At 69.2% G+C, this 20411-nt stretch carries 21 protein-coding genes; 4 read left to right on the forward strand and 17 right to left on the reverse strand.

Annotated features, from left to right (window positions below; all coding sequences use genetic code 11):
- Both J4573_RS23025 and J4573_RS23030 read right to left on the reverse strand, forming a co-directional pair.
- On the reverse strand, window positions 1–777 hold the full coding sequence (locus J4573_RS23025) for an ABC transporter permease (protein WP_208257868.1): 777 nt from the start codon (window positions 775–777) through the stop codon (window positions 1–3).
- On the reverse strand, window positions 774–1625 hold the full coding sequence (locus tag J4573_RS23030) for an ABC transporter ATP-binding protein (protein WP_208257869.1): 852 nt from the start codon (window positions 1623–1625) through the stop codon (window positions 774–776). Before J4573_RS23030 ends, J4573_RS23025 begins: the two co-directional genes overlap by 4 nt.
- 167 nt (window positions 1626–1792) lie before the next feature.
- Here J4573_RS23030 and J4573_RS23035 point away from each other — a divergent pair, with 167 nt between their 5' ends.
- Genes J4573_RS23035 through J4573_RS23050 form a run of 4 tightly spaced genes read left to right on the forward strand, consistent with a single transcriptional unit; the run spans window position 1793 to window position 5805 of the window.
- Window positions 1793–2737, forward strand: coding sequence for an alpha/beta hydrolase (locus J4573_RS23035; RefSeq protein ID WP_208257870.1), 945 nt, complete (start codon window positions 1793–1795; stop codon window positions 2735–2737).
- Window positions 2727–4091, forward strand: coding sequence for a dihydroorotase (locus J4573_RS23040; protein WP_208257871.1), 1365 nt, complete (start codon window positions 2727–2729; stop codon window positions 4089–4091). The genes J4573_RS23035 and J4573_RS23040 overlap by 11 nt, the downstream gene beginning before the upstream one ends.
- Entirely contained in the window at window positions 4088–5062 is a 975-nt protein-coding gene (locus J4573_RS23045; RefSeq protein ID WP_208257872.1) for an LLM class flavin-dependent oxidoreductase, read from the forward strand. Before J4573_RS23040 ends, J4573_RS23045 begins: the two co-directional genes overlap by 4 nt.
- 35 nt (window positions 5063–5097) lie before the next feature.
- On the forward strand, window positions 5098–5805 hold the full coding sequence (locus tag J4573_RS23050) for a GntR family transcriptional regulator (protein WP_208257873.1): 708 nt from the start codon (window positions 5098–5100) through the stop codon (window positions 5803–5805).
- Window positions 5806–5876: 71 nt separating this feature from the next.
- Here the strand turns inward: J4573_RS23050 and J4573_RS23055 are convergent, their stop codons facing one another.
- From J4573_RS23055 to J4573_RS23125, 15 genes are all read right to left on the reverse strand, one after another.
- The gene (locus J4573_RS23055; RefSeq protein WP_208257874.1) at window positions 5877–6293 is read right to left on the reverse strand and encodes a metal-sulfur cluster assembly factor; all 417 of its coding nucleotides are present in this window, start codon (window positions 6291–6293) and stop codon (window positions 5877–5879) included.
- Window positions 6290–6745 carry a Fe-S cluster assembly sulfur transfer protein SufU gene (gene sufU, locus J4573_RS23060; protein ID WP_208257875.1) on the reverse strand — a complete coding sequence of 152 codons (456 nt, stop codon included), beginning with the start codon at window positions 6743–6745 and terminating at the stop codon, window positions 6290–6292. The genes J4573_RS23055 and sufU overlap by 4 nt, the downstream gene beginning before the upstream one ends.
- Before the next feature lie 97 nt (window positions 6746–6842).
- Complete coding sequence (locus J4573_RS23065) at window positions 6843–8108, reverse strand: cysteine desulfurase (protein WP_208257876.1); 1266 nt, start codon at window positions 8106–8108, stop codon at window positions 6843–6845.
- Window positions 8105–8872, reverse strand: coding sequence for a Fe-S cluster assembly ATPase SufC (gene sufC, locus J4573_RS23070; protein ID WP_208257877.1), 768 nt, complete (start codon window positions 8870–8872; stop codon window positions 8105–8107). Before sufC ends, J4573_RS23065 begins: the two co-directional genes overlap by 4 nt.
- Before the next feature lie 40 nt (window positions 8873–8912).
- On the reverse strand, window positions 8913–9230 hold the full coding sequence (locus J4573_RS23075) for a non-heme iron oxygenase ferredoxin subunit (RefSeq protein ID WP_208257878.1): 318 nt from the start codon (window positions 9228–9230) through the stop codon (window positions 8913–8915).
- The gene (gene sufD, locus J4573_RS23080) at window positions 9227–10366 is read right to left on the reverse strand and encodes a Fe-S cluster assembly protein SufD (protein ID WP_208257879.1); all 1140 of its coding nucleotides are present in this window, start codon (window positions 10364–10366) and stop codon (window positions 9227–9229) included. The genes J4573_RS23075 and sufD overlap by 4 nt, the downstream gene beginning before the upstream one ends.
- On the reverse strand, window positions 10366–11778 hold the full coding sequence (sufB, locus tag J4573_RS23085; RefSeq protein WP_208257880.1) for a Fe-S cluster assembly protein SufB: 1413 nt from the start codon (window positions 11776–11778) through the stop codon (window positions 10366–10368). Before sufB ends, sufD begins: the two co-directional genes overlap by 1 nt.
- Window positions 11775–12488: a helix-turn-helix transcriptional regulator gene (locus tag J4573_RS23090; protein ID WP_208258074.1), complete on the reverse strand. Its 714-nt coding sequence runs from the start codon at window positions 12486–12488 to the stop codon at window positions 11775–11777. Before J4573_RS23090 ends, sufB begins: the two co-directional genes overlap by 4 nt.
- A 144-nt stretch (window positions 12489–12632) precedes the next feature.
- A complete protein-coding gene (locus J4573_RS23095; RefSeq protein WP_208257881.1) occupies window positions 12633–13532 on the reverse strand; it encodes a universal stress protein in 900 nt (299 codons plus the stop codon).
- A complete protein-coding gene (locus tag J4573_RS23100) occupies window positions 13529–14992 on the reverse strand; it encodes an amino acid permease (protein ID WP_208257882.1) in 1464 nt (487 codons plus the stop codon). The genes J4573_RS23095 and J4573_RS23100 overlap by 4 nt, the downstream gene beginning before the upstream one ends.
- 41 nt (window positions 14993–15033) lie before the next feature.
- The gene (gene arcC, locus J4573_RS23105) at window positions 15034–15969 is read right to left on the reverse strand and encodes a carbamate kinase (RefSeq protein WP_208257883.1); all 936 of its coding nucleotides are present in this window, start codon (window positions 15967–15969) and stop codon (window positions 15034–15036) included.
- An 82-nt stretch (window positions 15970–16051) separates the two neighbouring features.
- Complete coding sequence (argF, locus tag J4573_RS23110) at window positions 16052–17053, reverse strand: ornithine carbamoyltransferase (RefSeq protein WP_208257884.1); 1002 nt, start codon at window positions 17051–17053, stop codon at window positions 16052–16054.
- A 58-nt stretch (window positions 17054–17111) separates the two neighbouring features.
- The gene (locus J4573_RS23115; protein WP_208257885.1) at window positions 17112–18353 is read right to left on the reverse strand and encodes an arginine deiminase; all 1242 of its coding nucleotides are present in this window, start codon (window positions 18351–18353) and stop codon (window positions 17112–17114) included.
- A gap of 52 nt (window positions 18354–18405) precedes the next feature.
- Window positions 18406–19839 carry an amino acid permease gene (locus J4573_RS23120; protein WP_208257886.1) on the reverse strand — a complete coding sequence of 478 codons (1434 nt, stop codon included), beginning with the start codon at window positions 19837–19839 and terminating at the stop codon, window positions 18406–18408.
- Window positions 19840–20042: 203 nt separating this feature from the next.
- Window positions 20043–20312, reverse strand: coding sequence for a DUF3040 domain-containing protein (locus J4573_RS23125; RefSeq protein ID WP_208257887.1), 270 nt, complete (start codon window positions 20310–20312; stop codon window positions 20043–20045).
- Window positions 20313–20411 lie beyond the last annotated feature (99 nt).

Consider the following 20411-nt stretch of genomic DNA (forward strand, 5'->3'; position numbering starts at 1 on the left):
TCAGGCCTCCTCGCGCCAGCGGCCGACGCGGCGTTCGGCCAGGTCGATCAGGCGGACCAGGGCCACCGACACCGCGACGTACAGGACGATCCCGGCGAAGGCCTGGCCGGTCTGGAACCGCGCGGTGCCGTTGGTGATGAGCGCGCCGACGCCGCTGGGCGAGCCGACCATCTCCCCCACCAGCAGGCCGATGAACGAGGTCGGCACGGCCAGCCGCATCCCGCCGATCATGTACGGGACGGTCCACGGCAGCCGGACCTTCCGGTACAGGGCCAGTCGGCTGCCGCCGAAGACCCGCCCGGCCTCCAGCAGCGACGGGCCGACGCCCGCGCTGCCCACCACCGTGTTGAGCGCCACCGGGATGAACGTGCTGAGGAAGACCAGCACGATGATCGGGCCCGAGTCGTACCCGAACCACACGGTCAGCATCGGCTGCAAGGCGATCAGCGGGGTGGTCCACAGCGACCACAGCAGCGGCATGGCGAGCCGGTGCACGACGCGCACGGCGCCGATGACCAGCCCGAGCGCCACTCCCACGACGACTCCGGCGACGTAACCCACGACCCAGGACTGCGCGCTGGTGGTGAGGGCGTTCTGCAGCTCGCCCGCGCTCCACAGGTCGCGCAGCGCGGCCCACACGTCGGCGGGCGCGGACACGAAGATCCGGTCGACCAGTCCGAACTGGACCACGGCGAGCTGCCACAGCAGCAGGAAGACGGCCAGGTCCGCCAGCGCGAGCAGCGGCGACCGGTAGCGATCCGTCCACGGCGCCTTCATGGCCCCGGCCTCTCGACCTCTCCCCGCAGCAGATCCCACAGGTGATCGCGCAACTCGACGAACCGCGGATCGGCGATGGTGCGGCGTTCGGAACGGGGGCGCGGCAGGTCCACCGGCAGGATCTCCGCGATCCGGCCCGGGTGCGAGCGGAAGACGGCGATGCGGTCGCCGAGCAGGATCGCCTCGTCGATGCTGTGGGTGATCAGGACGACGGTGGTGCCGGTGGCGGCGATGATGCGTTCCAGCTCGCCGCGCATCACCTCGCGGGTGAGGGCGTCCACGGCGCCGAGCGGCTCGTCCATCAACAGGATGCGCGGATCGGCGACCAGCGCGCGGGCCAGACCGACGCGCTGCTGCATGCCGCCCGACAGCTCGCGCGGGTAGGAGTTCTCGAAGCCCTCCAGGCCGACGAGCGCGATCGTCTCGCGAACGCGTTCGGCCGCGCCCTTGCGGAGGCGCGGCTGCATCTCCAGGCCGAAGCGGACGTTCTCTGCGACGGTCCGCCACGGCAGCAGCGCGTAGTCCTGGAAGACCACGGCGCGGTCGGGGCCGGGGCCGGTCACCGGCCGGTCGTCGACGGTCACCGTCCCCGTGGCGGGTTCGACCAGCCCGGCGATCACGTTCATCACCGTCGTCTTCCCGCAGCCGCTCGGGCCGAGGACGGTGAGGAACTCGCCGTGGTGAACGTCCAGGTCGACGTCGCTGACGGCCGTCAGGGACGTGCCGGTACGGGCGACGCGGTACCGGACCGACAGGCCCGCGACGCGGATGAGCGGATGGGTGGGGGTGGGGGTCGGGGTCTGGTGCACGGCGCCCCTCGTTCCCGCGGGGACGGAGCCGATCTCCATAGGCGCTCCGATCTGAGAGTTGGCTACATTATTCATCTGACTTTCGAAGGGTCAATGGGTCCTCCATCCCCGTTCAAGATGGGTATACCGCCCACCAGAACCGGCATATCAACCTCAGAGCCGCTCTCTCTTGACATTGATTGGATACAAAATTCACCCTGGGGTCCATGCGTACCGAAGAGGTCGGCTGGTTCTCCGACGGTGATCAGATCGGCGCCCTGTGGCGCACCCCCGACGACTCCCCCGGGCCGTACCGCGTGATCGTGCAGGGCCCCGGCTGGCTCGGGCTCAAGGACGCGGGGCTCTATGTCCGCTACCACCAGGCCCTCACCGACGCGGGCTTCGCGGTCCTGGTCTTCGACTACCGCGGGTTCGGCGGCTCGGGCGGCGATCGCGGCCTGCTCTCCCCCGCCCGGCAGCTCCAGGACCTGCGCAGCGCGGTGACCTATCTGGAGACCCGCGACGACGTCGTGCCGGACGGGATCGGGGTGTTCGGCAGCGGCGGCACGGGCGGCGGGAACGCGGTGCTGCTGGCGGCCGCCGACCCGCGCGTGCGCGCGGCGGTCAGCCAGCTCCCGGTGGCCGACGGTGCCGACTGGCTGCACCGGATGCGCAGCGAGTACGAGTGGCTGGACTTCCTGGCGAGCGTGCGCGCCGATCGGCGCGAGCGGGTCGCCACCGGCAAGGGCCGGGCGGTGCACCCGCGCGAGGAGATCATGGTGCCCACCAAGGAGCGGCGGGCGACCAAGGTCAAGGCGGACGTGGACGGGCGCGTTCCGGAGCAGGTCGAATTCGCGCCTGCGGTGGAGGAGATCCTGGCCTACCGGCCGGTGGACGCCGCCGCCGCGCTCACCGTCCCGCTGCTGGTGATCGGCATCGAGGGCGACGCGACGACCCCGACCGACCATGCCGAACGGGTCTACGCGGCGGCGCGCGGCCCGAAAGAGCTGATCATGCAGAGGCACACCACGCACTACGCCGCCTACGACCGCTACTGGGAGACCGTGACGCCGCGGATCGTCGCGTGGTTCGACCGGCACCTCGGCCCCGCGAACGTCGTGATCTGCGCGCCGGGCGGGGTGGAGCGGCTGGAGGTCCCCGATGCCGGCTGACCTGAGGATTCACGGCGGGCGCGTCGTCGTCCCCGGCGGGGAGCTGAACGCCGACGTGCTCGTCTCCGGGGGCCGCGTCGCCGGCCTCGTCGAGCCCGGCGCGGAGGCGCCGGCGGAACGGGTGGTCGACGCCACGGGACGGCTCGTGCTGCCCGGGATGGTGGACGTTCACGTGCACACCCGCGAGCCCGGGTTCACCCACAAGGAGGACATCCGCACGACCAGCGAGCAGGCGGCCGCCGGCGGGGTCACCACCATCTTCGGGATGCCCAACCTCAACCCGCCGACCACCACCGCCACGGTCCTGGCGGACACCTTCAAGCTGTACGAGGCGTCCTCGATCGTGGACTACAACCACAACCCCGCCGCGACGATCCCCGACCAGATCCCCCTCATGGCCGAGCAGGGGGTGCGGGCCTACAAGGTCTACATGGTGGTCGACACGGGCCGCACGTACCCGCATCCGGCGGGGACGGGCATGCACGACCACGGCGACCTGCTGCGGATGATGGACACGATCGCCAAGACCGGCAAGCGCTTCATCGTCCACCCGCACGACCAGGCGCTCATGGACTACATCGAGGGCGCCTACCTGGAACGCGGCGAGAACACGCCCCAGGCCTACGCCCGCGCCTACGCCGAACGGCAGGGCGTCATCTGGGACACCGCGATCGACGTCGTGCTCCGGCTGGCGGAGGCGTCCGGCTGCCCCGTTCACCTCGCGCACATGCAGACCCGCCGTTCGATCGAGGCCGTGCGCCGCGCCAAGGCGGCGGGCGTCGACGTGACCTGCGAGGTCAACCACTGGGCGCTGTTCCTGGCCACCTGGGACGACGTGGAGCGGCTCGGCCCGTACGCGCTGTCCTACTGGGTGCCCGACGACGCGCGCGCCGCGGTCTGGGAGGGCCTGCGCGACGGAACGATCGACGTCTGCTCCTCCGACCACGCCCCGCACACCCGGGACGAGAAGGAGATCGGCTGGACCAGGATGTGGAGCGCCCACACCGGCACTCCCGGAATCCAGTACTACTACCCGCTGCTCCTGGACGCCGCCGCGCGCGGCGACCTGACGCTCGCCCGGGTGGCCGAGCTGGTCGCCGAGGTCCCGGCGCGCGAGTTCGGGCTGGCGGGACGCAAGGGCGCGCTGCTGCCCGGCCACGACGCCGACATCGTCATCGCCGATCCGGACTCGCCCTGGACGATCACCGACGCCGACGTGCTCTCGCGCTGCGGCTGGACTCCGTACGCGGGCCGTGACTGCCGGGTGCGGATCGAGCGGACCTTCGTCCGCGGTACCGAGGTTTACGCCGACGGGTGCGTCACCGGCGCCCCGGGTCATGGGAGGCTCGCATGAAATTCGGACTGCTGCTGCCGCACTTCGGCGAGCACGCCGACCGTGGCAAGATCCTGGACGGGTCGCGGCGCGCGGAGGAGGCGGGCTTCGACTCGGTCTGGGTCCGCGACCACCTGGTGTTCGAGCCGCACGGCGAGATGGAGAAGCCGGACCGCTCGTTCTACGACGCGCTCACCACGCTGACCGCGATCGGCGCGGTGACCGAACGGATCCAGCTCGGCACCGGCTCGCTCATCCCGTTCCGGCATCCGCTCACGACCGCGCTGATGGCGGGAACGATGACGCGGCTGGTCGGGCCGCGCCTGATCCTGGGCTTCGGCGCGGGCACCTATGACCACGAGTTCGAGGCGATCGGCTGGGGCGACCGCGACCGGGTCTCGCTCGTCCGTTCCAACGCCGAGATCCTGCGGCGGGTGGCGACCGAGAACGACGTCACCTACAAGGACGAGAACTTCGCGTTCGAGAACATCACCATCGAGCCGAAGCCGGTCGGCGGGCCCGTCCCGTTCTGGTACTGCGGCGCCACGCCCCGCTCGGCCCGGCTGGCCGCCGAGTACGCCGACGGCTGGATGCCCGGGCGCATCTCCCTGCGCACCATCGAGCGGCGGATCGAGTCGATGCGGGAGCTGACGGGCGACAACGGCCGCCCGATGCCGACCGTCGCGGTCATCCCGCCGACCTCGATCGAGGCGACCCGGGAGGAGGCCTTGCGCGATGTGAACGTTCCGGGCCTGCTGGCCTGGGCCAACAAGTCCAAGTTCGCCGTCAAGCCGCCGTCGGGGCGGTTCGAGACCGCCGAGGATCTGGAGGGTCAGCTGATCGCGGGCGACCCCGACGACGTGGTCCGCGAGGTCCGCAAGTTCGAGGAGGCGGGCGTCGAGCATCTGGTGTTCGACTTCCGGTTCAAGTTCGCCCGCTGGTTCGAGCAGATCGACCTCCTGGCGACGGAGGTGCTCCCCCGGCTTCGCTAGGATTGGATGCAGAATCCAGTGGAAGTGGGAGGCCGATGGCCCTGAAGCAGGCAGCCGCTCCGGACCCGGCGATCGCCGAGGTCGTCGCCCGGCTGTCCAGCCGTTACCGCACGGTCGGCGAGATGACCTTCGAGATCATCCGCGAGTGCATCCTGGCCGGGGTGTTCGCGCCCGGCGAGCGCCTGCGGCAGGAGGACCTGGCCGAGCGGATCGGGGTGTCGCGCATCCCGGTCCGCACGGCGCTCATGCAGCTGGAGTCGGAGGGGCTGGTCTCGTTCCATCCGCACCGCGGCGCGGTCGTGCGGTCCCTGACGGTCGAGCAGGTCCGGGAGATCTACGAGCTGCGGCTGCTGCTGGAGACCCACGTGCTGCGCCGGTCGGTCGCCCGGATGACCTCCGCGCGGGCGGCCCGGCTGCGCGAGCTCGGCGCCGGGCTGGACGAGCATCCCTCGCTGGAGGACCGGGTCGCCTTCTACCGGGAGCTGTACGACGCGGCGGAGAACCCCACCGCCGTCGAGATCATCGAGGATCTCCGCAACGCGGTCGGCCGCTACCTGCTGGGCCTGCACGTCGACCATCCGGCCGGCGGGCACCGCGAGCTGGCCCGGCTGGCCGCCCGGGGCGACGCCGACGCGGCCGAACGGCATTTGCGCGAGCATCTGGCCCTGGTCCGCCAGCACATCATCGAGGCCCTGTCCGAAGAGGCCGAGGACAAGGGCGGAGACAAGGGCAAGGGCGCCTGACGACGACGAGCCGGGCCCCGGAGGACGGGACCCGGCTCGTCGCTGTCTGTGTCTCTGCCTCTGTCGCTGTCTCAGACGTTGAAGCCGAGGGCGCGGAGCTGGTCGCGACCCTCATCGGTGATCTTGTCAGGGCCCCACGGCGGCAGCCAGACCCAGTTGATCTTGACGTCCTTGACCATGCCCTCCAGCGCGCTGTGCGCCTGGTCCTCGATCACGTCGGTGAGCGGGCAGGCGGCGCTGGTGAGCGTCATGTCCAGGGTGGCGATCTCGTCGTCGACGTTCACGCCGTAGACCAGGCCGAGGTCGACCACGTTGATGCCGAGCTCGGGGTCGACGACGTCCTTGAGCGCCTCGAGGAGCTCCTCGTCCGGGATCGTGCCGGTCGCGGCGCTCGCCGTGGCGTCCGTCTCCGGAGCCGTGGCGCCGGACTCCGGAGCCGCGGCGTCGCTCGCCGGAGCCGGGGTTTCGGTGGCCGGGGTGTCAGTCATGATGCCTCTCCAAGAGCACGAGCGGTCGCGTCCTTCCACGCCATCCAGGCGAGCAGGGCGCACTTGATGCGGGCGGGGTACTTGGAGACCCCGACGAAGGCGACGGCGTCCTCGAGAACATCCTCGTCGGGCTCGCCCTGGCCGCGCGACTGCATCAGCGCGAGGAACTCGTCACCGACGGCCATCGCCTCCTTGACCGACTTGCCGATGATGAGGTCGGTCATCACCGACGCGCTGGCCTGGCTGATCGAGCAGCCCATGGCGTCGTACGAGACGTCCGCGACGGTGGCGTCCTGGCCCTCGCCGTCCAGGTGCACGCGCAGCGTCACCTCGTCACCGCAGGTCGGGTTGACGTGGTGCGCCTCGCCCTCGTACGGCTCCCGCAGCCCCTTGTGGTGGGGGTTGCGGTAATGATCCAGGATGACCTCCTGGTACATCGCCTCGAGCTGCATGACTCCCTTTTCCTTCTGAGGGTTCTCTTCCGGCTACAACACCGGGGTCTTTCAGGCTGTTCCTCTCAGGGGGGACGACCCCCCTGAGCCCCCCCGATCAAGGCTGGGTGCCGAAGAACTTCTGCGCCTGGCGGACGCCTTCGGCGAGCGCGTCCACGTCGTGCAGGTCGTTGTAGAGGTAGAACGTCGCCCGGGTGGTCGCCGGGATGCCGAACCGGCGGCAGATCGGCCACGCGCAGTGGTGCCCGACGCGGACCGCGATGCCGAGCTCGTCCAGGACCTGGCCGACGTCGTGCGGGTGGATGTCGTTCACGGTGAACGACAGCGCGCCGCCGCGGGCGTCGGTGGTCTCCGGGCCGACGATCCGGACGCCGGGGATCTCGGCGAGCCGCTCCAGCGCGTAGGCGGTGAGGGTCTCCTCGTGCGCCTGGACGCGGTCCATGCCGATCTCGGCCAGGTAGTCGACCGCCGCGCCCAGACCGATCGCCTGCGCGGTCATCGGGACGCCCGCCTCGAACCGCTGCGGCGGCGGCATGAACGTGGTGCCCTCCATCCGGACGACCTCGATCATGGACCCGCCGGTGATGAACGGCGGCATGACGTCCAGCAGGTCGCGGCGGCCCCACAGCACGCCGATGCCGGTCGGGCCGAGCATCTTGTGCCCCGAGAAGGCCAGGAAGTCGGCGCCGAGGTCGCGCACGTCGACCGGCTGGTGCGGCACCGACTGCGCGGCGTCCAGCAGGACCAGCGCGCCCACCTGGTGCGCCCGCTCGGTGATCTGCTTGATCGGCGGAACGGTGCCGAGCACGTTGGACTGGTGAGTGAGCGCGACCAGCTTGGTGCGCTCGTTCACCATCGTGTCGAGCTCGTCCAGGTCCAGGCGGCCGTCGTCGGTGATGCCGAACCAGCGCAGCGTGGCGCCGGTCCGCTGGCACAACTGCTGCCAGGGCACCAGGTTGGCGTGGTGCTCCATCTCGGTCACGACGATCTCGTCGCCGGGGCCGACCCTGAAGCGCTCGGCCTCGGGCCCGGAGGTGGCGGCGTTGCTCATCGCGTAGGCGACCAGGTTGATGCCCTCGGTCGCGTTCTTGGTGAACACGATCTCGCCCGGCACCGCGCCGATGAACTGCGCGATCGCGGCCCGCGCGTTCTCGTAGGCCTCGGTCGCCTCCTCGGCGAGCAGGTGCGCGCCGCGGTGCGGAGCGGCGTTATGCCGCTCGTAGAAGTCGCGCTCGGCGTCCAGCACGGCGAGCGGCTTCTGCGAGGTCGCCCCCGAGTCGAGATACACCAGGGGCCGGCCGCCCCGGACGGTGCGGGACAGCAGGGGGAAGTCCTTCTTGATCTCCTCGGGGAGCAGGCTCATGACGCGGCCGCCGCCTTCACGTACTTCTCGTAGCCCTCGTTCTCCAGCTGCTCGGCCAGCTCCGGGCCGCCCTCCTCGACGACGCGGCCGCCGGCGAAGACGTGCACGAAGTCGGGCTTCACGTACCGCAGGATGCGGGTGTAGTGCGTGATCAGCAGGACGCCGGTCTCGCCGCCCTCGGAGAAGCGGTTGACGCCCTCGGAGACGACCTTCAGCGCGTCGACGTCGAGGCCGGAGTCGGTCTCGTCGAGGATCGCGAGCTTGGGCTTCAGCATCTCCAGCTGGAGGATCTCGTGGCGCTTCTTCTCGCCGCCGGAGAAGCCCTCGTTCAGGCTGCGCTGGGCGAACGCGGGGTCGATGGAGAGGTTCTCCATCGCCTGCTTCATCTCCTTGGAGAACTCCCGCAGCTTCGGCGCCTCACCGCGGACCGCGGTGACGGCCGAGCGCAGGAAGTTGGACACCGAGACGCCCGGGACCTCGACCGGGTACTGCATCGCCAGGAACAGGCCCGCGCGGGAGCGCTCGTCGACGCTCATCGCCAGGACGTCCTCGCCGTCCAGCGTGACGGTGCCGGAGGTCACGTCGTATTTCGGGTGCCCGGCGATCGCGTAGGCGAGGGTGGACTTGCCGGAGCCGTTCGGCCCCATGATCGCGTGGGTCTCGCCGGCCTTCACGGTCAGGTCGACCCCGCGCAGGATCTCCTTGGTCCCGTCCGTGCCGTCGGCGACGGAGACGTGGAGGTCGCGGATCTCTAGCGTGGCCATATCTATCTGAGCTCTCTCGTAGTCGTCGGTCGGAACGTCGTCAGTCGTCGGAGCCGAGCGAGACGTAGACGTCGCCGTCCTCGACCTTGATCTTGTAGGTGGCGACCGGCTGCGTGGCCGGCGGGTTGGTGGGCTTGCCGGTGCGCAGGTCGAAGCACGACCCGTGCAGCCAGCACTCGATGGTGCCGTCGTAGACCTCGCCCTCGGAGAGCGAGACCTCGGCGTGGGAGCAGATGTCGTTCAGCGCGTAGACGCTCTCGCCGCTGCGCACCAGCGCGACCGGCGTGTCGTCGATCTCCACGGCCATCGCCCCGTCGGCGGGGATCTCGGCCAGCGGGCACACCTTCACGAAGGTCATCGCGTGCGTGCTCCCTGGTCGAGCTCGGCCTCGATCGCCTCCTGCACCTTGTCGCGGACCTCGGCCACCTCGATGCGCTCGATGAGCTGGCCGAGGAAGCCGCGCACGACCATGCGGCGGGCCTCGTCGAAGGTGATGCCGCGCGCCTGCAGGTAGAACAGGTGCTCGTCGTCCAGCCGCCCGGACGCCGAGGCGTGCCCCGCGCCGGCGACCTCGCCGGTGAGGATCTCCAGGTTCGGCACCGAGTCGACCCGGGTGCCGTCGGTAAGCACCAGGTTGCGGTTCAGCTCGTAGGTGTCGGTGCCCTCGGCCTCCGCGCGGATGATCACGTCGCCGATCCAGACCGCGTGCGCGTCCTGGTCCTGCAGCGCGCCGCGGTAGTCGACGCGGCTGCGACAGTTTGGCACGACGTGGTCGACCAGCAGGCGGTGCTCCAGGTGCTGGCCGCCGTCGGCGAAGTAGACCCCGTAGAGCTCGGCGTCGCCGCCGGGCGCGTCGTAGACCACCGACGGGGAGATGCGCACCACGTCGCCGCCGAGGCTGACGTTGTGGCTGACGAACCGCGCGTCCTTGGCCAGCTTGGCGTGCTGGTGGGAGACGTGCACGGCGTCGTCGTTCCAGTCCTGGAGGCTGATCACCGACAGCCGGGCGCCGTCGCCGACGATGAACTCGACGTTGTCGGCGTAGGTGGCGCTGCCGCGGTGCGCGAGCACCACGGTCGCCTCGGCGAACGGCTCGAGGATCACGGTGGTGTGGCCGAACGCGGCGCCCTCGGCGCTCTCGCCCCGGACGCGCAGGATCGTCGGCGTGGAGGCGACCGCCTCCTTGGGCACCGTGACGACCGTGGCGTGGGTGAACGAGGCGTAGGCCTGCGCGCTCACCCGGTCGGCAGGCACGTAGGCCTTGCCGAGCCGCTCGTCGTCCCGGCCGACGGTCTCGACCGTGACCTCGGGGGCCGCCTCGATCTCGACGATGACCTTGCCGGTCGGCTCGGCCTTGCCGTTGTGCAGGCCGCGCAGGCGGCGCAGCGGGGTGAACCGCCACTCCTCCTCGCGCCCCGTCGGCACCTCGAAATCGGCGACCTCGTAGGAGGCCTTCTCGTGCAGAGTCGAGAGAGGCCTTTCGTCCAGCCCCATCAGCCGACGGCTCCTTCCATCTGCAGCTCGATGAGCCGGTTCAGCTCAAGGGCGTATTCCATCGGCAGCTCGCGCGCGATCGGCTCGACGAAACCGCGGACGATCATGGCCATGGCCTCGTCCTCGGTCATGCCGCGGCTCATCAGGTAGAAGAGCTGGTCCTCCGACACCTTGGAGACGGTGGCCTCGTGGCCCATCTCCACGTCGTCCTCACGGACGTCCACGTAGGGGTAGGTGTCGGACCGGCTGATCTGATCGACCAGCAGCGCGTCGCACTTCACCGTCGACTTGGAGTGCGCGGCGCCCTCCTGGACCTGGACCAGGCCGCGGTAGGAGGTCCGGCCGCCCCCGCGCGCCACCGACTTGGAGATGACGCTGCTGGAGGTGTGCGGCGCGGCGTGCACCATCTTGGCGCCGGCGTCCTGGTGCTGGCCCTCGCCGGCGAACGCGATCGACAGCGTCTCGCCCTTGGCGTGCTCGCCCAGCAGGTAGACGGCCGGGTACTTCATGGTGACCTTGGAGCCGATGTTGCCGTCGACCCATTCCATGGTCGCGCCCTCGTAGGCGACGGCGCGCTTGGTCACCAGGTTGTAGACGTTGCTCGACCAGTTCTGGATGGTGGTGTAGCGGACGCGGGCGTCCTTCTTCACCACGATCTCCACGACGGCCGAGTGCAGCGAGTCCGACTTGTAGATCGGCGCCGTACAGCCCTCGACATAGTGCACGTACGAGCCCTCGTCGGCGATGATCAGGGTCCGCTCGAACTGGCCCATGTTCTCGGTGTTGATCCGGAAGTAGGCCTGGAGCGGGATCTCCACGTGCACGCCGGGCGGGACGTAGATGAACGAGCCGCCGGACCACACCGAGGTGTTCAGCGCGGCGAACTTGTTGTCGCCGACCGGGATCACCGAGCCGAAGTACTCCTGGAAGATCTCCGGGTGCTCCTTCAGGCCCGTGTCGGTGTCGAGGAAGATGACGCCCTTCTCCTCGAGGTCCTCACGGATCTTGTGGTAGACCACCTCGGACTCGTACTGGGCCGCTACGCCCGCGACGAGGCGCTGCTTCTCCGCCTCGGGGATGCCCAGCTTGTCGTAGGTGTTCTTGATGTCCTCGGGCAGGTCCTCCCAGGAGGCGGCCTGCTTCTCGGTGGACCGGACGAAGTACTTGATGTTGTCGAAGTCGATCTCCGACAGGTCCGAGCCCCAGGAGGGCATCGGCTTCTTGTCGAACAGCCGCAGCCCCTTGAGGCGCAGGTCGAGCATCCAGTCGGGCTCGCCCTTCTTGGCCGAGATGTCGCGCACGACATCCTCGTTCAGGCCGCGCCGGGCGGAGGCGCCGGCCACGTCCTTGTCGGCCCAGCCGAACTTGTACCTGTCAAGTCCTTCGAGCTCGGGGTGGGCTGCCGTAGTCATAGGGAGATCCCTCCGGACTCCTCGTCATCTGTGATCTGTCCGTCCGCCGCCGGCTCTCCTCCGCAGAGGGACCGGGGGCTGACGTGGGTCGTGCAGATCCCGTCGCCGTGCGCGATCGTCGCCAGCCGCTGCACCGGAGTGCCCAGCAGGCGGCTGAACGCCTCGGTCTCGGCCTCGCACAGCTGCGGGAACTCCGCGGCCACGTGCGCGACGGGACAGTGGTGCTGGCAGAGCTGTTCCCCGCCGCCCGACTGCGGCGCCTTGCCCGCGGCGGCCGCGTAGCCGTCCGCCGACAGCGCCTCGGCCAGCTTGCGGACCCGCTGGTGCGGCGGGACCGCCTGGACGGCCGGGTGGTAGCGTCGTTCGAGGTCGGCGACCTGACGTCGCGCGAACTCGGCCACCGCCTGCTCCCCCGCCGTCTCGGCGAGGAACCGCAGGGCACTGGTCGCCAGGTCATCGTAGGCGTGAACGAACGCGTTCCGCCCGGCATCGGTGATGGCGAACCACTTGGCGGGGCGTCCGCGCCCCTTCTTCGCCGGGGAACGCCGGGTCTCGATCTCGATCATGCCCTCCGCGAGGAGGGCGTCGAGGTGACGCCGGACGGCGGCGGGCGTGAGCCCCATCCGCTCTCCGAGCACGGAGGCGGTGACCGGGCCGTGCTCGAGAATGAGCCGAGCGACCCGGGCGCGAGTATCGCGCTCGGTGTGCATCGGGTTCTCGCTCACGTTTTTCACAACATCAGTGTGCCTTAATTCATTCCGCCAGGCCAAACGATTCACGATGTCGTCGCTCACGCAGGTAAGCCTTACCTAACCTGCACCTTCTCCCTGAAAAAGGGTGAAAAGCGGGCGAGATCAGCGGCCCGTGGTGCCCCTGGGCAGGACCAGGACCGGGCAGGACGCCGCGCGCACGATCTTGCCGGAGCTCTCGCCGAGAAAGACCTTGCGCAGCGGCCCGTCGTGACTGGACATGACGGCCAGCACCTCGCCGGCGAGCATATCGACCGTACCCAGCGTCTTGGCGATGCCCGCGCCACCGACAGCCTCGGTGTTGACCTCGGTGGACTCGCCGATGATCTTGGCGGCGTGCGCGAGGTCCTTCTCCGCCTGGGCGAACTGGCGTTCCATCACCTCGTCGGCGTTGCGGAACTTGGCCGCGATCCCCGGCGGGCGCAGCACGAGCGTGACCAGCCGGACCGGCAGCCCGAGCGAGCCCGCGAACGTCGCCGCGGCGGTGAGCGCGCGCTCACCGGCCGGGCGGTGCCAGTACGCCACCGTCAGCCGGTCGAACTTCCTGGGCGCGTCCTCGGCCCAGGAACGCGGCGCCATCAGCACCGGCACCGGCGACCCGTGCAGCAACTGGTCGGACGTGCTGCCGATCGCGATCCGGTCGCGGCGGCCGCGCGGCGCCGAGCCGACGACGATCAGCCCCGCGTCGATCTCCTTGGCGACCTCCAGCAGGCCGCGCCCGCTCCCCCGGTTGGCGTGGACGACGAAGTCCACGTCCTTCTTGGGCACCTTCGCGCCGGACATGCGTTCCCTGGCCTGTTCCAGAGCGGCCTCGGCCTGCTCCTTCAGGTAGGCGACCCACTCGGCGTCGACCGAGCCGGGTCCGCGCGCGGGCCAGGCGGGCGGGTGGATGTTGGCCACCGTCAGCTTGGCCTTGGCCGTACGGGCCACCAGGCAGGCCAGGGCCAGGGCGTCGTCGCCCCGTTCGTCCGGCGAATAGCCGACGAGGACGCGCAGGCCGGTCATCGGTTCATCCCCCCGTCAGGCTTGGCGAGTCGCGAATGGCGGCGGCCGTAGGCGAAGTAGGCGACCAGGCCGACCGCCGTCCAGAGCAGGAAGACCGTCCAGGTCACGCCGCCGAGCCCGTACATCAGGTACACGCAGAACCCGATGCCCAGCAGCGGGGTGATCGGATAGAACGGCGTGCGGAAGCTGCGCGGCATGTCGGGCCGGGTCCGGCGCAGCACGATCACGCCGACGCTGACCAGCGAGAACGCGAAGAGCGTCCCGATGCTGGTGGCGTCGACCAGCTTGCCGAGCGGGATCAGCGCGGCCAGCACCGAGATGAACGTCGCCACGATGAAGGTGTTGGCGACCGGCACCGAGGTGCGCGGGTTCACCTTCTGGAAGATGTCCGGGATCAGGCCGTCGCGCGACATCGCGAACAGGATGCGGGTCTGGCCGTACATCACGGTCAGCACCACGCTCGCGATCGCGATCACCGCGCCGAGCGACAGGATCATCGAGGGCCAGGACGCGCCGGTGGCCACGTCCAGCACCCGCGCGAGCGAGGCCTCCGAGCCGCTCAGCTCGAACTGCTGCCAGGGCATCGCGCCGACCGCGGTCAGCCCGACCGCCACGTACACGATGGTCACGATGACCAGCGAGAAGATGATCGCCAGCGGCAGGTCGCGCTTGGGGTTCTTGGCCTCCTCGCCCGCCGTGGAGGCCGCGTCGAAGCCGATGTAGGAGAAGAAGACCTTCGACCCGGCGGCGCTGATGCCCGCCCAGCCCATCGGCGCGAACGGGGTCATGTTGCCGGAGTCGAACGCGGTGAACGCGACCACGCAGAAGAAGATCAGCACACCGATCTTGAGGAACACCATGATCGTGTTGGCGGTGGCGCTCTCGGACGTGCCGCGCAGCAGCAGGAACGTGGCGATCAGCACCACCGCGACGGCGGGCAGGTTGATCACACCGCCGTTGTCGCCGGGCGAGTTGCTGATCGCGGCCGGCATCGTGAAGCCGAAGGTCTTGTCGAAGAACTCGTTCAGATACGAGCCCCAGCCGACCGCGACCGCCGACACCGAGACCGCGTACTCCAGCAGGAGGCACCAGCCGCAGACCCAGGCCACCAGCTCGCCCAGCGTCGCGTACGCGTAGGAGTACGACGACCCCGAGACGGGGATCGTGCCGGCCAGCTCGGCGTACGACAGCGCGGAGAACAGCGCGGTCACGGCGGCCAGGATGAACGACAGGACGACCGCGGGCCCGGCGAGGGGCACGGCCTCGCCGAGCACCACGAAGATCCCGGTGCCCAGGGTGGCGCCGACGCTGAACAAGGTCAGCTGGAGCAGGCTCATCGAGCGCTTCAGCTCGCCGCCCTCGCCCTGGCCGCCCTCGGAGACGATCTGGTCGACCGGTTTGGTCCTGATCAGGCTGTGCAGCAGCGAGCCGCTGCCCGGTGCCTGGAATCCCGTGGCCACGCTCTTCCCCGTCCTCTATGCGGTCCGACCGGCGGGGCCGGTCAGAGCGTGCTCTGCAGGGGCCACTGGGCGTTCGGCGTGACGATCGTGCCCGCCGTGCCGGCCAGGATCTGCATGCACTGGTCGAGCCGCCCGATCGCCGCCATGTCACCGGTCCGCTCCACGAAGCCGCAGACCGCGTCGACCTTGGGCCCCATCGACCCGGCCGGGAAGTCCTCGGCCCGCAGCTCGTGCGGGGTGGTGGACTTGATCTCCTCCTGCCGGGGCGTGCCGAAGTTGCGCATCACGCGCGGCACGTCGGTGAGGATGAGGAAGCAGTCCGCCTCCAGCGTCTCGGCCAGCAGCGACGCGGTGAGGTCCTTGTCGATGACGGCCTCGACGCCCTCGAGCTGGCCGACGTCGTTACGGAAGACCGGGATGCCGCCGCCGCCCGCGCAGATCACCACGGTGCCCGACCGCACCTGCTGGCGGATCAGCCGCGTCTCGATGACGCGCTGCGGCAGCGGCGAGGGCACCACGCGGCGCCAGTACTCGCCGTCCGGCTTGACCTTCCAGCCGTACTCCTTGGCGAGCTTCTCGGCCTCGTCCTTGCCGTAGACCTGCCCGACGAACTTGGTCGGGTCCTCGAACGCCGGGTCCACGGCCGACACCAGCGTCTGGGTGATCAGGGCCAGCACCTGACGCCCGGGCAGGGCGTTCTGCAGCGCCTGGAGCATCCAGTAGCCGATCATGCCCTGCGTCTCGGCGCCGATGGTGTCCAGCGGGTACGGCCTGGTCAGGTTGGGGTCGTTGATGCTCTCCATCGACAGCACGCCGACCTGCGGCCCGTTCCCGTGCGTGATGATCAGCTCGTGCTGCTCGGCGAGCGGCGCCAGCGACTTGACCGCGGTCATGACGTTGGCCCGCTGCAGCTCGGCGTCGGGCTTGTCGCCGCGCTGCATCAGCGCGTTGCCCCCGAGCGCGACTACGACGCGCATGTTCTCTCCCCCGAATCCCTGATGTCCCCGTTGTCCCCGACGCCCCGCCGGGGCGCGGTGCCCCGGCGGCCCGCGACCGCGCTCAGCCGAGCGTGGCGACCATGATCGCCTTGATCGTGTGCATGCGGTTCTCGGCCTCGTCGAAGACGATCGAGGCGTCGGACTCGAAGACCTCCTCGGTCACCTCGAGGGCGTCCATGCCGGTCTTCTCGTAGATGTCCTCGCCGACCGCGGTCTCACGGTTGTGGTAGGCGGGCAGGCAGTGCATGAACTTCACGTCCGGGTTGCCGGTCGCCTTCAGCGCCTTGGCATTGACCTGGTACTTCTTCAACAGCTTGATGCGCTCGTCCCAGACCTCCTTGGGCTCGCCCATCGAGACCCACACGTCGGTCAGGACGAAGTCGGCGCCCTTCAGTCCCTCGTTGACCTTGTCGGTGATGGTGATGCTCGCCCCGGTCTTGGCCGCGATCTCCTTGGCGGGCTTGACGACCATGTCCTGGTCGGGCCACAGGCTCTTCGGCGCGACGATCCGCACGTCCATGCCCATGAGCGCGCCGGAGACGATGTAGGAGTGCGCCATGTTGTTCCGCGCGTCGCCCATGTAGGCGAAGGTGATCTCGTGGAGCGGCTTGTCGCTGTGCTCGCGCATGGTGAGCTGGTCGGCCAGCATCTGGGTGGGGTGCCACTCGTCGGTCAGACCGTTCCACACCGGGACGCCGGAGTACTCGGCCAGCTCCTCGACGGCCTGCTGGCTCTTGCCGCGGTACTCGATGCCGTCGAACATCCGGCCCAGCACGCGCGCGGTGTCCTTGGTGGACTCCTTGTGACCCATCTGCGAGCCGCTCGGGTCCAGGTAGGTCACGTGCGCGCCCTGGTCGTGGGCGCCGACCTCGAACGCGCAGCGCGTGCGGGTCGAGGTCTTCTCGAAGATGAGGGCGATGTTCTTGCCCACCATGTGCTGCCGCTCGGTGCCCGAGTACTTGGCCGCCTTGAGGTCGGCGGACAGGTCGAGCAGGAACTTCCACTCCTTGGGCGTGAAGTCCAGCTCCTTGAGGAAGCTGCGCCCGCGCAGGTTGAATGCCATGGTTCGTTCGCTCCGTTTCAGGGGTCTCGTGAGGCGTCTTGAGGCGTCAGGCGCCCGGTCAGGCGTCGCGTTCCATCGGGCAGCTCATGCAGCGGGGACCGCCACGGCCCCGGCCGAGCTCGCTGCCGCGGATGGTCAGCACCTCGATGCCGTTGCTGCGCAGGTAGTTGTTGCTGGTGGTGTTGCGCTCGTACGCGACGACGACGCCCGGCTCGATCGCCAGCACGTTGGAGCCGTCGTCCCACTGCTCGCGCTCGGCGGAGAAGACGTCGGTGGTCGGCGTGAGGACGTTGATCGAGTCCAGCCCCAGCGCCTTGGCGATGGCGTCGTGCATGTCCTCGGGAGCGTGGTCGGTGACCTTCAGCTCCTTCTCGTTGTCGCCCGGCTCGACGGTGTAGGACGGCAGCATCCCCATGAGCGAGGTCTTGGTGAACACGCCGTGGTCCACCATCGTCATCACCGTGTCCAGGTGCATGAACGCGCGCTTCTGCGGCATCTGCAGGGCCACGATCCGCTCGGCCGCGCCCTTGTTGAACAGCGACTGCGCGAGCATCTCCACCGCCTGCGGCTGGGTGCGCTCGCTCATGCCGATGAGGACCGCACCGTTGCCGATGACCAGGACGTCGCCGCCCTCGATGGTGGCCGGCGCCATCTCGGTGCCGTGGTTCCACACGTTGAACCCGCCCGCGTCCGGCTTGTCATAGCCGGCTTCGAACAGCGGGTGCCACTTGTAGACGGCCTCCATGTTCACCGTCTCGCGCATGCGGGCCTTCTTGCGCATGGCGTTGATGGAGACGCCGTCGTAGACCCAGCACGAGGTGTCGCGGGTGAACAGATGGTTCGGCAGCGGCGGCAGGATGAAGTCGTCCATCTCCATGGAGTGGAACGCGATCGACTTCGGCTCGGTGATGTAGCTCAGCAGCTCGCGCTTGGTGATGCCGCCGATCAGGTAGGAGCCGAGCTCCTTCAGGTCCATCGCGTCGAAGGCGTTGCGGATCGGGTCGGTCGACAGCGGCCCGAAGAAGTGCGGGTCGATCACGTAGTCGAGGATGTGCTTCTTGGCCTCGGGGATCTCGATCGTCTCGCGCAGCAGGTCCAGCAGCTGGTGCACCTTGATGTCGCGGGACCGGAGCACCTCCTGGAACTCGTCGTGCTCCTCACCGGCGCGCTGCACCCACAGCACGTCGTCGAAGAGGAACTCGTCGTGGTTGGACGGGGTGAGGCGCTTCAGCGACAGCTCCGGCTTGTGGACCAGGACCTGGCGCAGCTTGCCGACCTCGGAATCGACATGGAAAGACATTCCAGAACTCCTTGTAGATGTGTGCGAGAAGGCGCGTGAGAGCGACGGGCGGTCAGGAGGCGGGTTCGGTCGGCGCGGCAGGGGCGGCGGAGACCGTCTCCCTGGGCCCGTACTCGCCCCGCTTGGCCTTGGTCCAGATGTAGACGGGGACGCCGATGAGCATCGCGAGGATGCCGAGCATGACCGCCTGCTCGCCCGAGCCGTAGACGATGGCGAACGCGAACAGCAGGGCCACGGTGGCCATGGTCATGTCCTTGGCGAACTGACCCTTGTGCACCGTGCGCCCGCCGGTGACGAGCCAGAACAGCTGCGCGGCGGCGGAGAAGAAGTACGGGATGGCGGTGGTGAAGGAGGCGAACAGCAGGATCGTGTTGAACGCGTTCTCCTGGAAGTAGCCGAACACCAGCATCAGCGAGGTCAGGACCGTGCCGATGAGGATGCCCGCCACCGGGGCGCCGCGGCGGTTCAGCCGGCCGAAGATCGCGGGGAACATGCCGTCCCGGGCCGCGGCCATCGGCATCTCGGCGACCAGCATCGTCCAGCCGTTCAGCGCGCCGATGCCGGAGATGATCGCGCAGGTGGCCATCACGCCACCCCAGGCGCTGCCGCCGAACATGTGGTTGATCGCGTCGGCGAACGGCGCCGAGGAGTTGGCGAGCTGGTCGTGCGGCACGGTGCCGAACACCGCGAGCGTGGCCAGCAGGTAGAGCGCGCTGCAGGCCAGCACGCCGTAGATGCTCGCCTTGCCGACGTTGCGCTCGGGGTTCTTGATCCGCTCGGCGACGATCGTGACGCTCTCCATGCCCGAGTAGATGAACAGGATGAGCCCCGCCGCGAGCCAGATGGCATCCCACATCGAGTCGCCGCTGGCGTTGAACGGGCCGAAGTTGCCGGACTTGATGAAGAAGAGCCCGACGATGCCGACGAAGATCAGCGGGACGAACTTCAGGACGGTCGTGACCAGCTGGAACATGCCGATGTTCTTCACGCCGGTCATGTTGATCAGCGCCGGGATCCAGAGCCCGACGATGCCGATCATGATCTTGCCGAACGTGCTGTCCCAGTGCAGGAAGTAGTTGACGTAACCGACCCACGCGACCGCGATGCCGGCGTTGCCGCCCCACGCGGTGAGCCAGAACGACCACGAGGTCCAGAAGCCGGCGAACTCGCCGAACGCGTCGCGCGCGTAGGCGTAGGGACCGCCGCTGGCGGGGATGCGCGCGCCGAGCTTGCCGAAGACCAGGGCCAGGGCGATCGCCCCGACCATCGTCGCGATCATCACCGGGAAGCTGATGACGCCGATCTGGGCGAGCGAGGCGGGCAGCAGGAAGATGCCGGTCCCGACGATGTTCCCGATGACCAGGGCGGTCGCCTGCGGCAGTCCGAGTTTGGCGCCGCCGGAGGCCTCCGAGAGGTCGGTCTGCGGGTGTTCCGCACCCGCCTTTTCGAGCTCGGCGGCTTCCCAGGCTGATTTAGGCTCGCCCATTCTCGTCCCCCCGACAGACAGCAGAAGCCCAGGTCACCACGTTGATCGGATGACAATCAGGGATTACCCGAGGGGTTCCCGAGGAAAACTCCGGCGTCCTTGCCGTTCATTAGCAAGAACGTGATGCCGCAGTGACGGGACTTTCTTTTTCTGCCTGGAAGGGTTTGGCTTTGGCAGCCTTTTAAAGGGGTGGGCGCCCGCGGTCAGCGGTGCAGGCGGGCGGCGGGGGCCTTGTCGGCCGCCCCCGAGCCCTCGGCGCTGTTGGCGGCGATGACCGTGGCGGCGAAGAACCCGATCACCATGAGGGCGCCGGCGAGGATCACCGGGACCAGGGTCCAGCGCGCCGGAAGCCCGAGCACGCTGCCCTCGTAGCCGCCGAAGGAGGCCATGCGCCGGCTGTAGTCCGGGTCATCCTTGGCGACCAGCGCGGCGATCTCGTTCAGCTTCCGGGTCTCGGCGACCGACAGCCCCATGCGTCCCCCAAGTTCTGATTCGTCCTTAAGGAGACGGTTTTAATCGACTTGGCGGCTCATGTCCAAATCTTTGACCAGGTCATTACCTGTGACCCAGGT

Source organism: Actinomadura barringtoniae, assembly GCF_017573505.1.
In the GTDB taxonomy this organism is placed as follows: domain Bacteria; phylum Actinomycetota; class Actinomycetes; order Streptosporangiales; family Streptosporangiaceae; genus Spirillospora; species Spirillospora barringtoniae.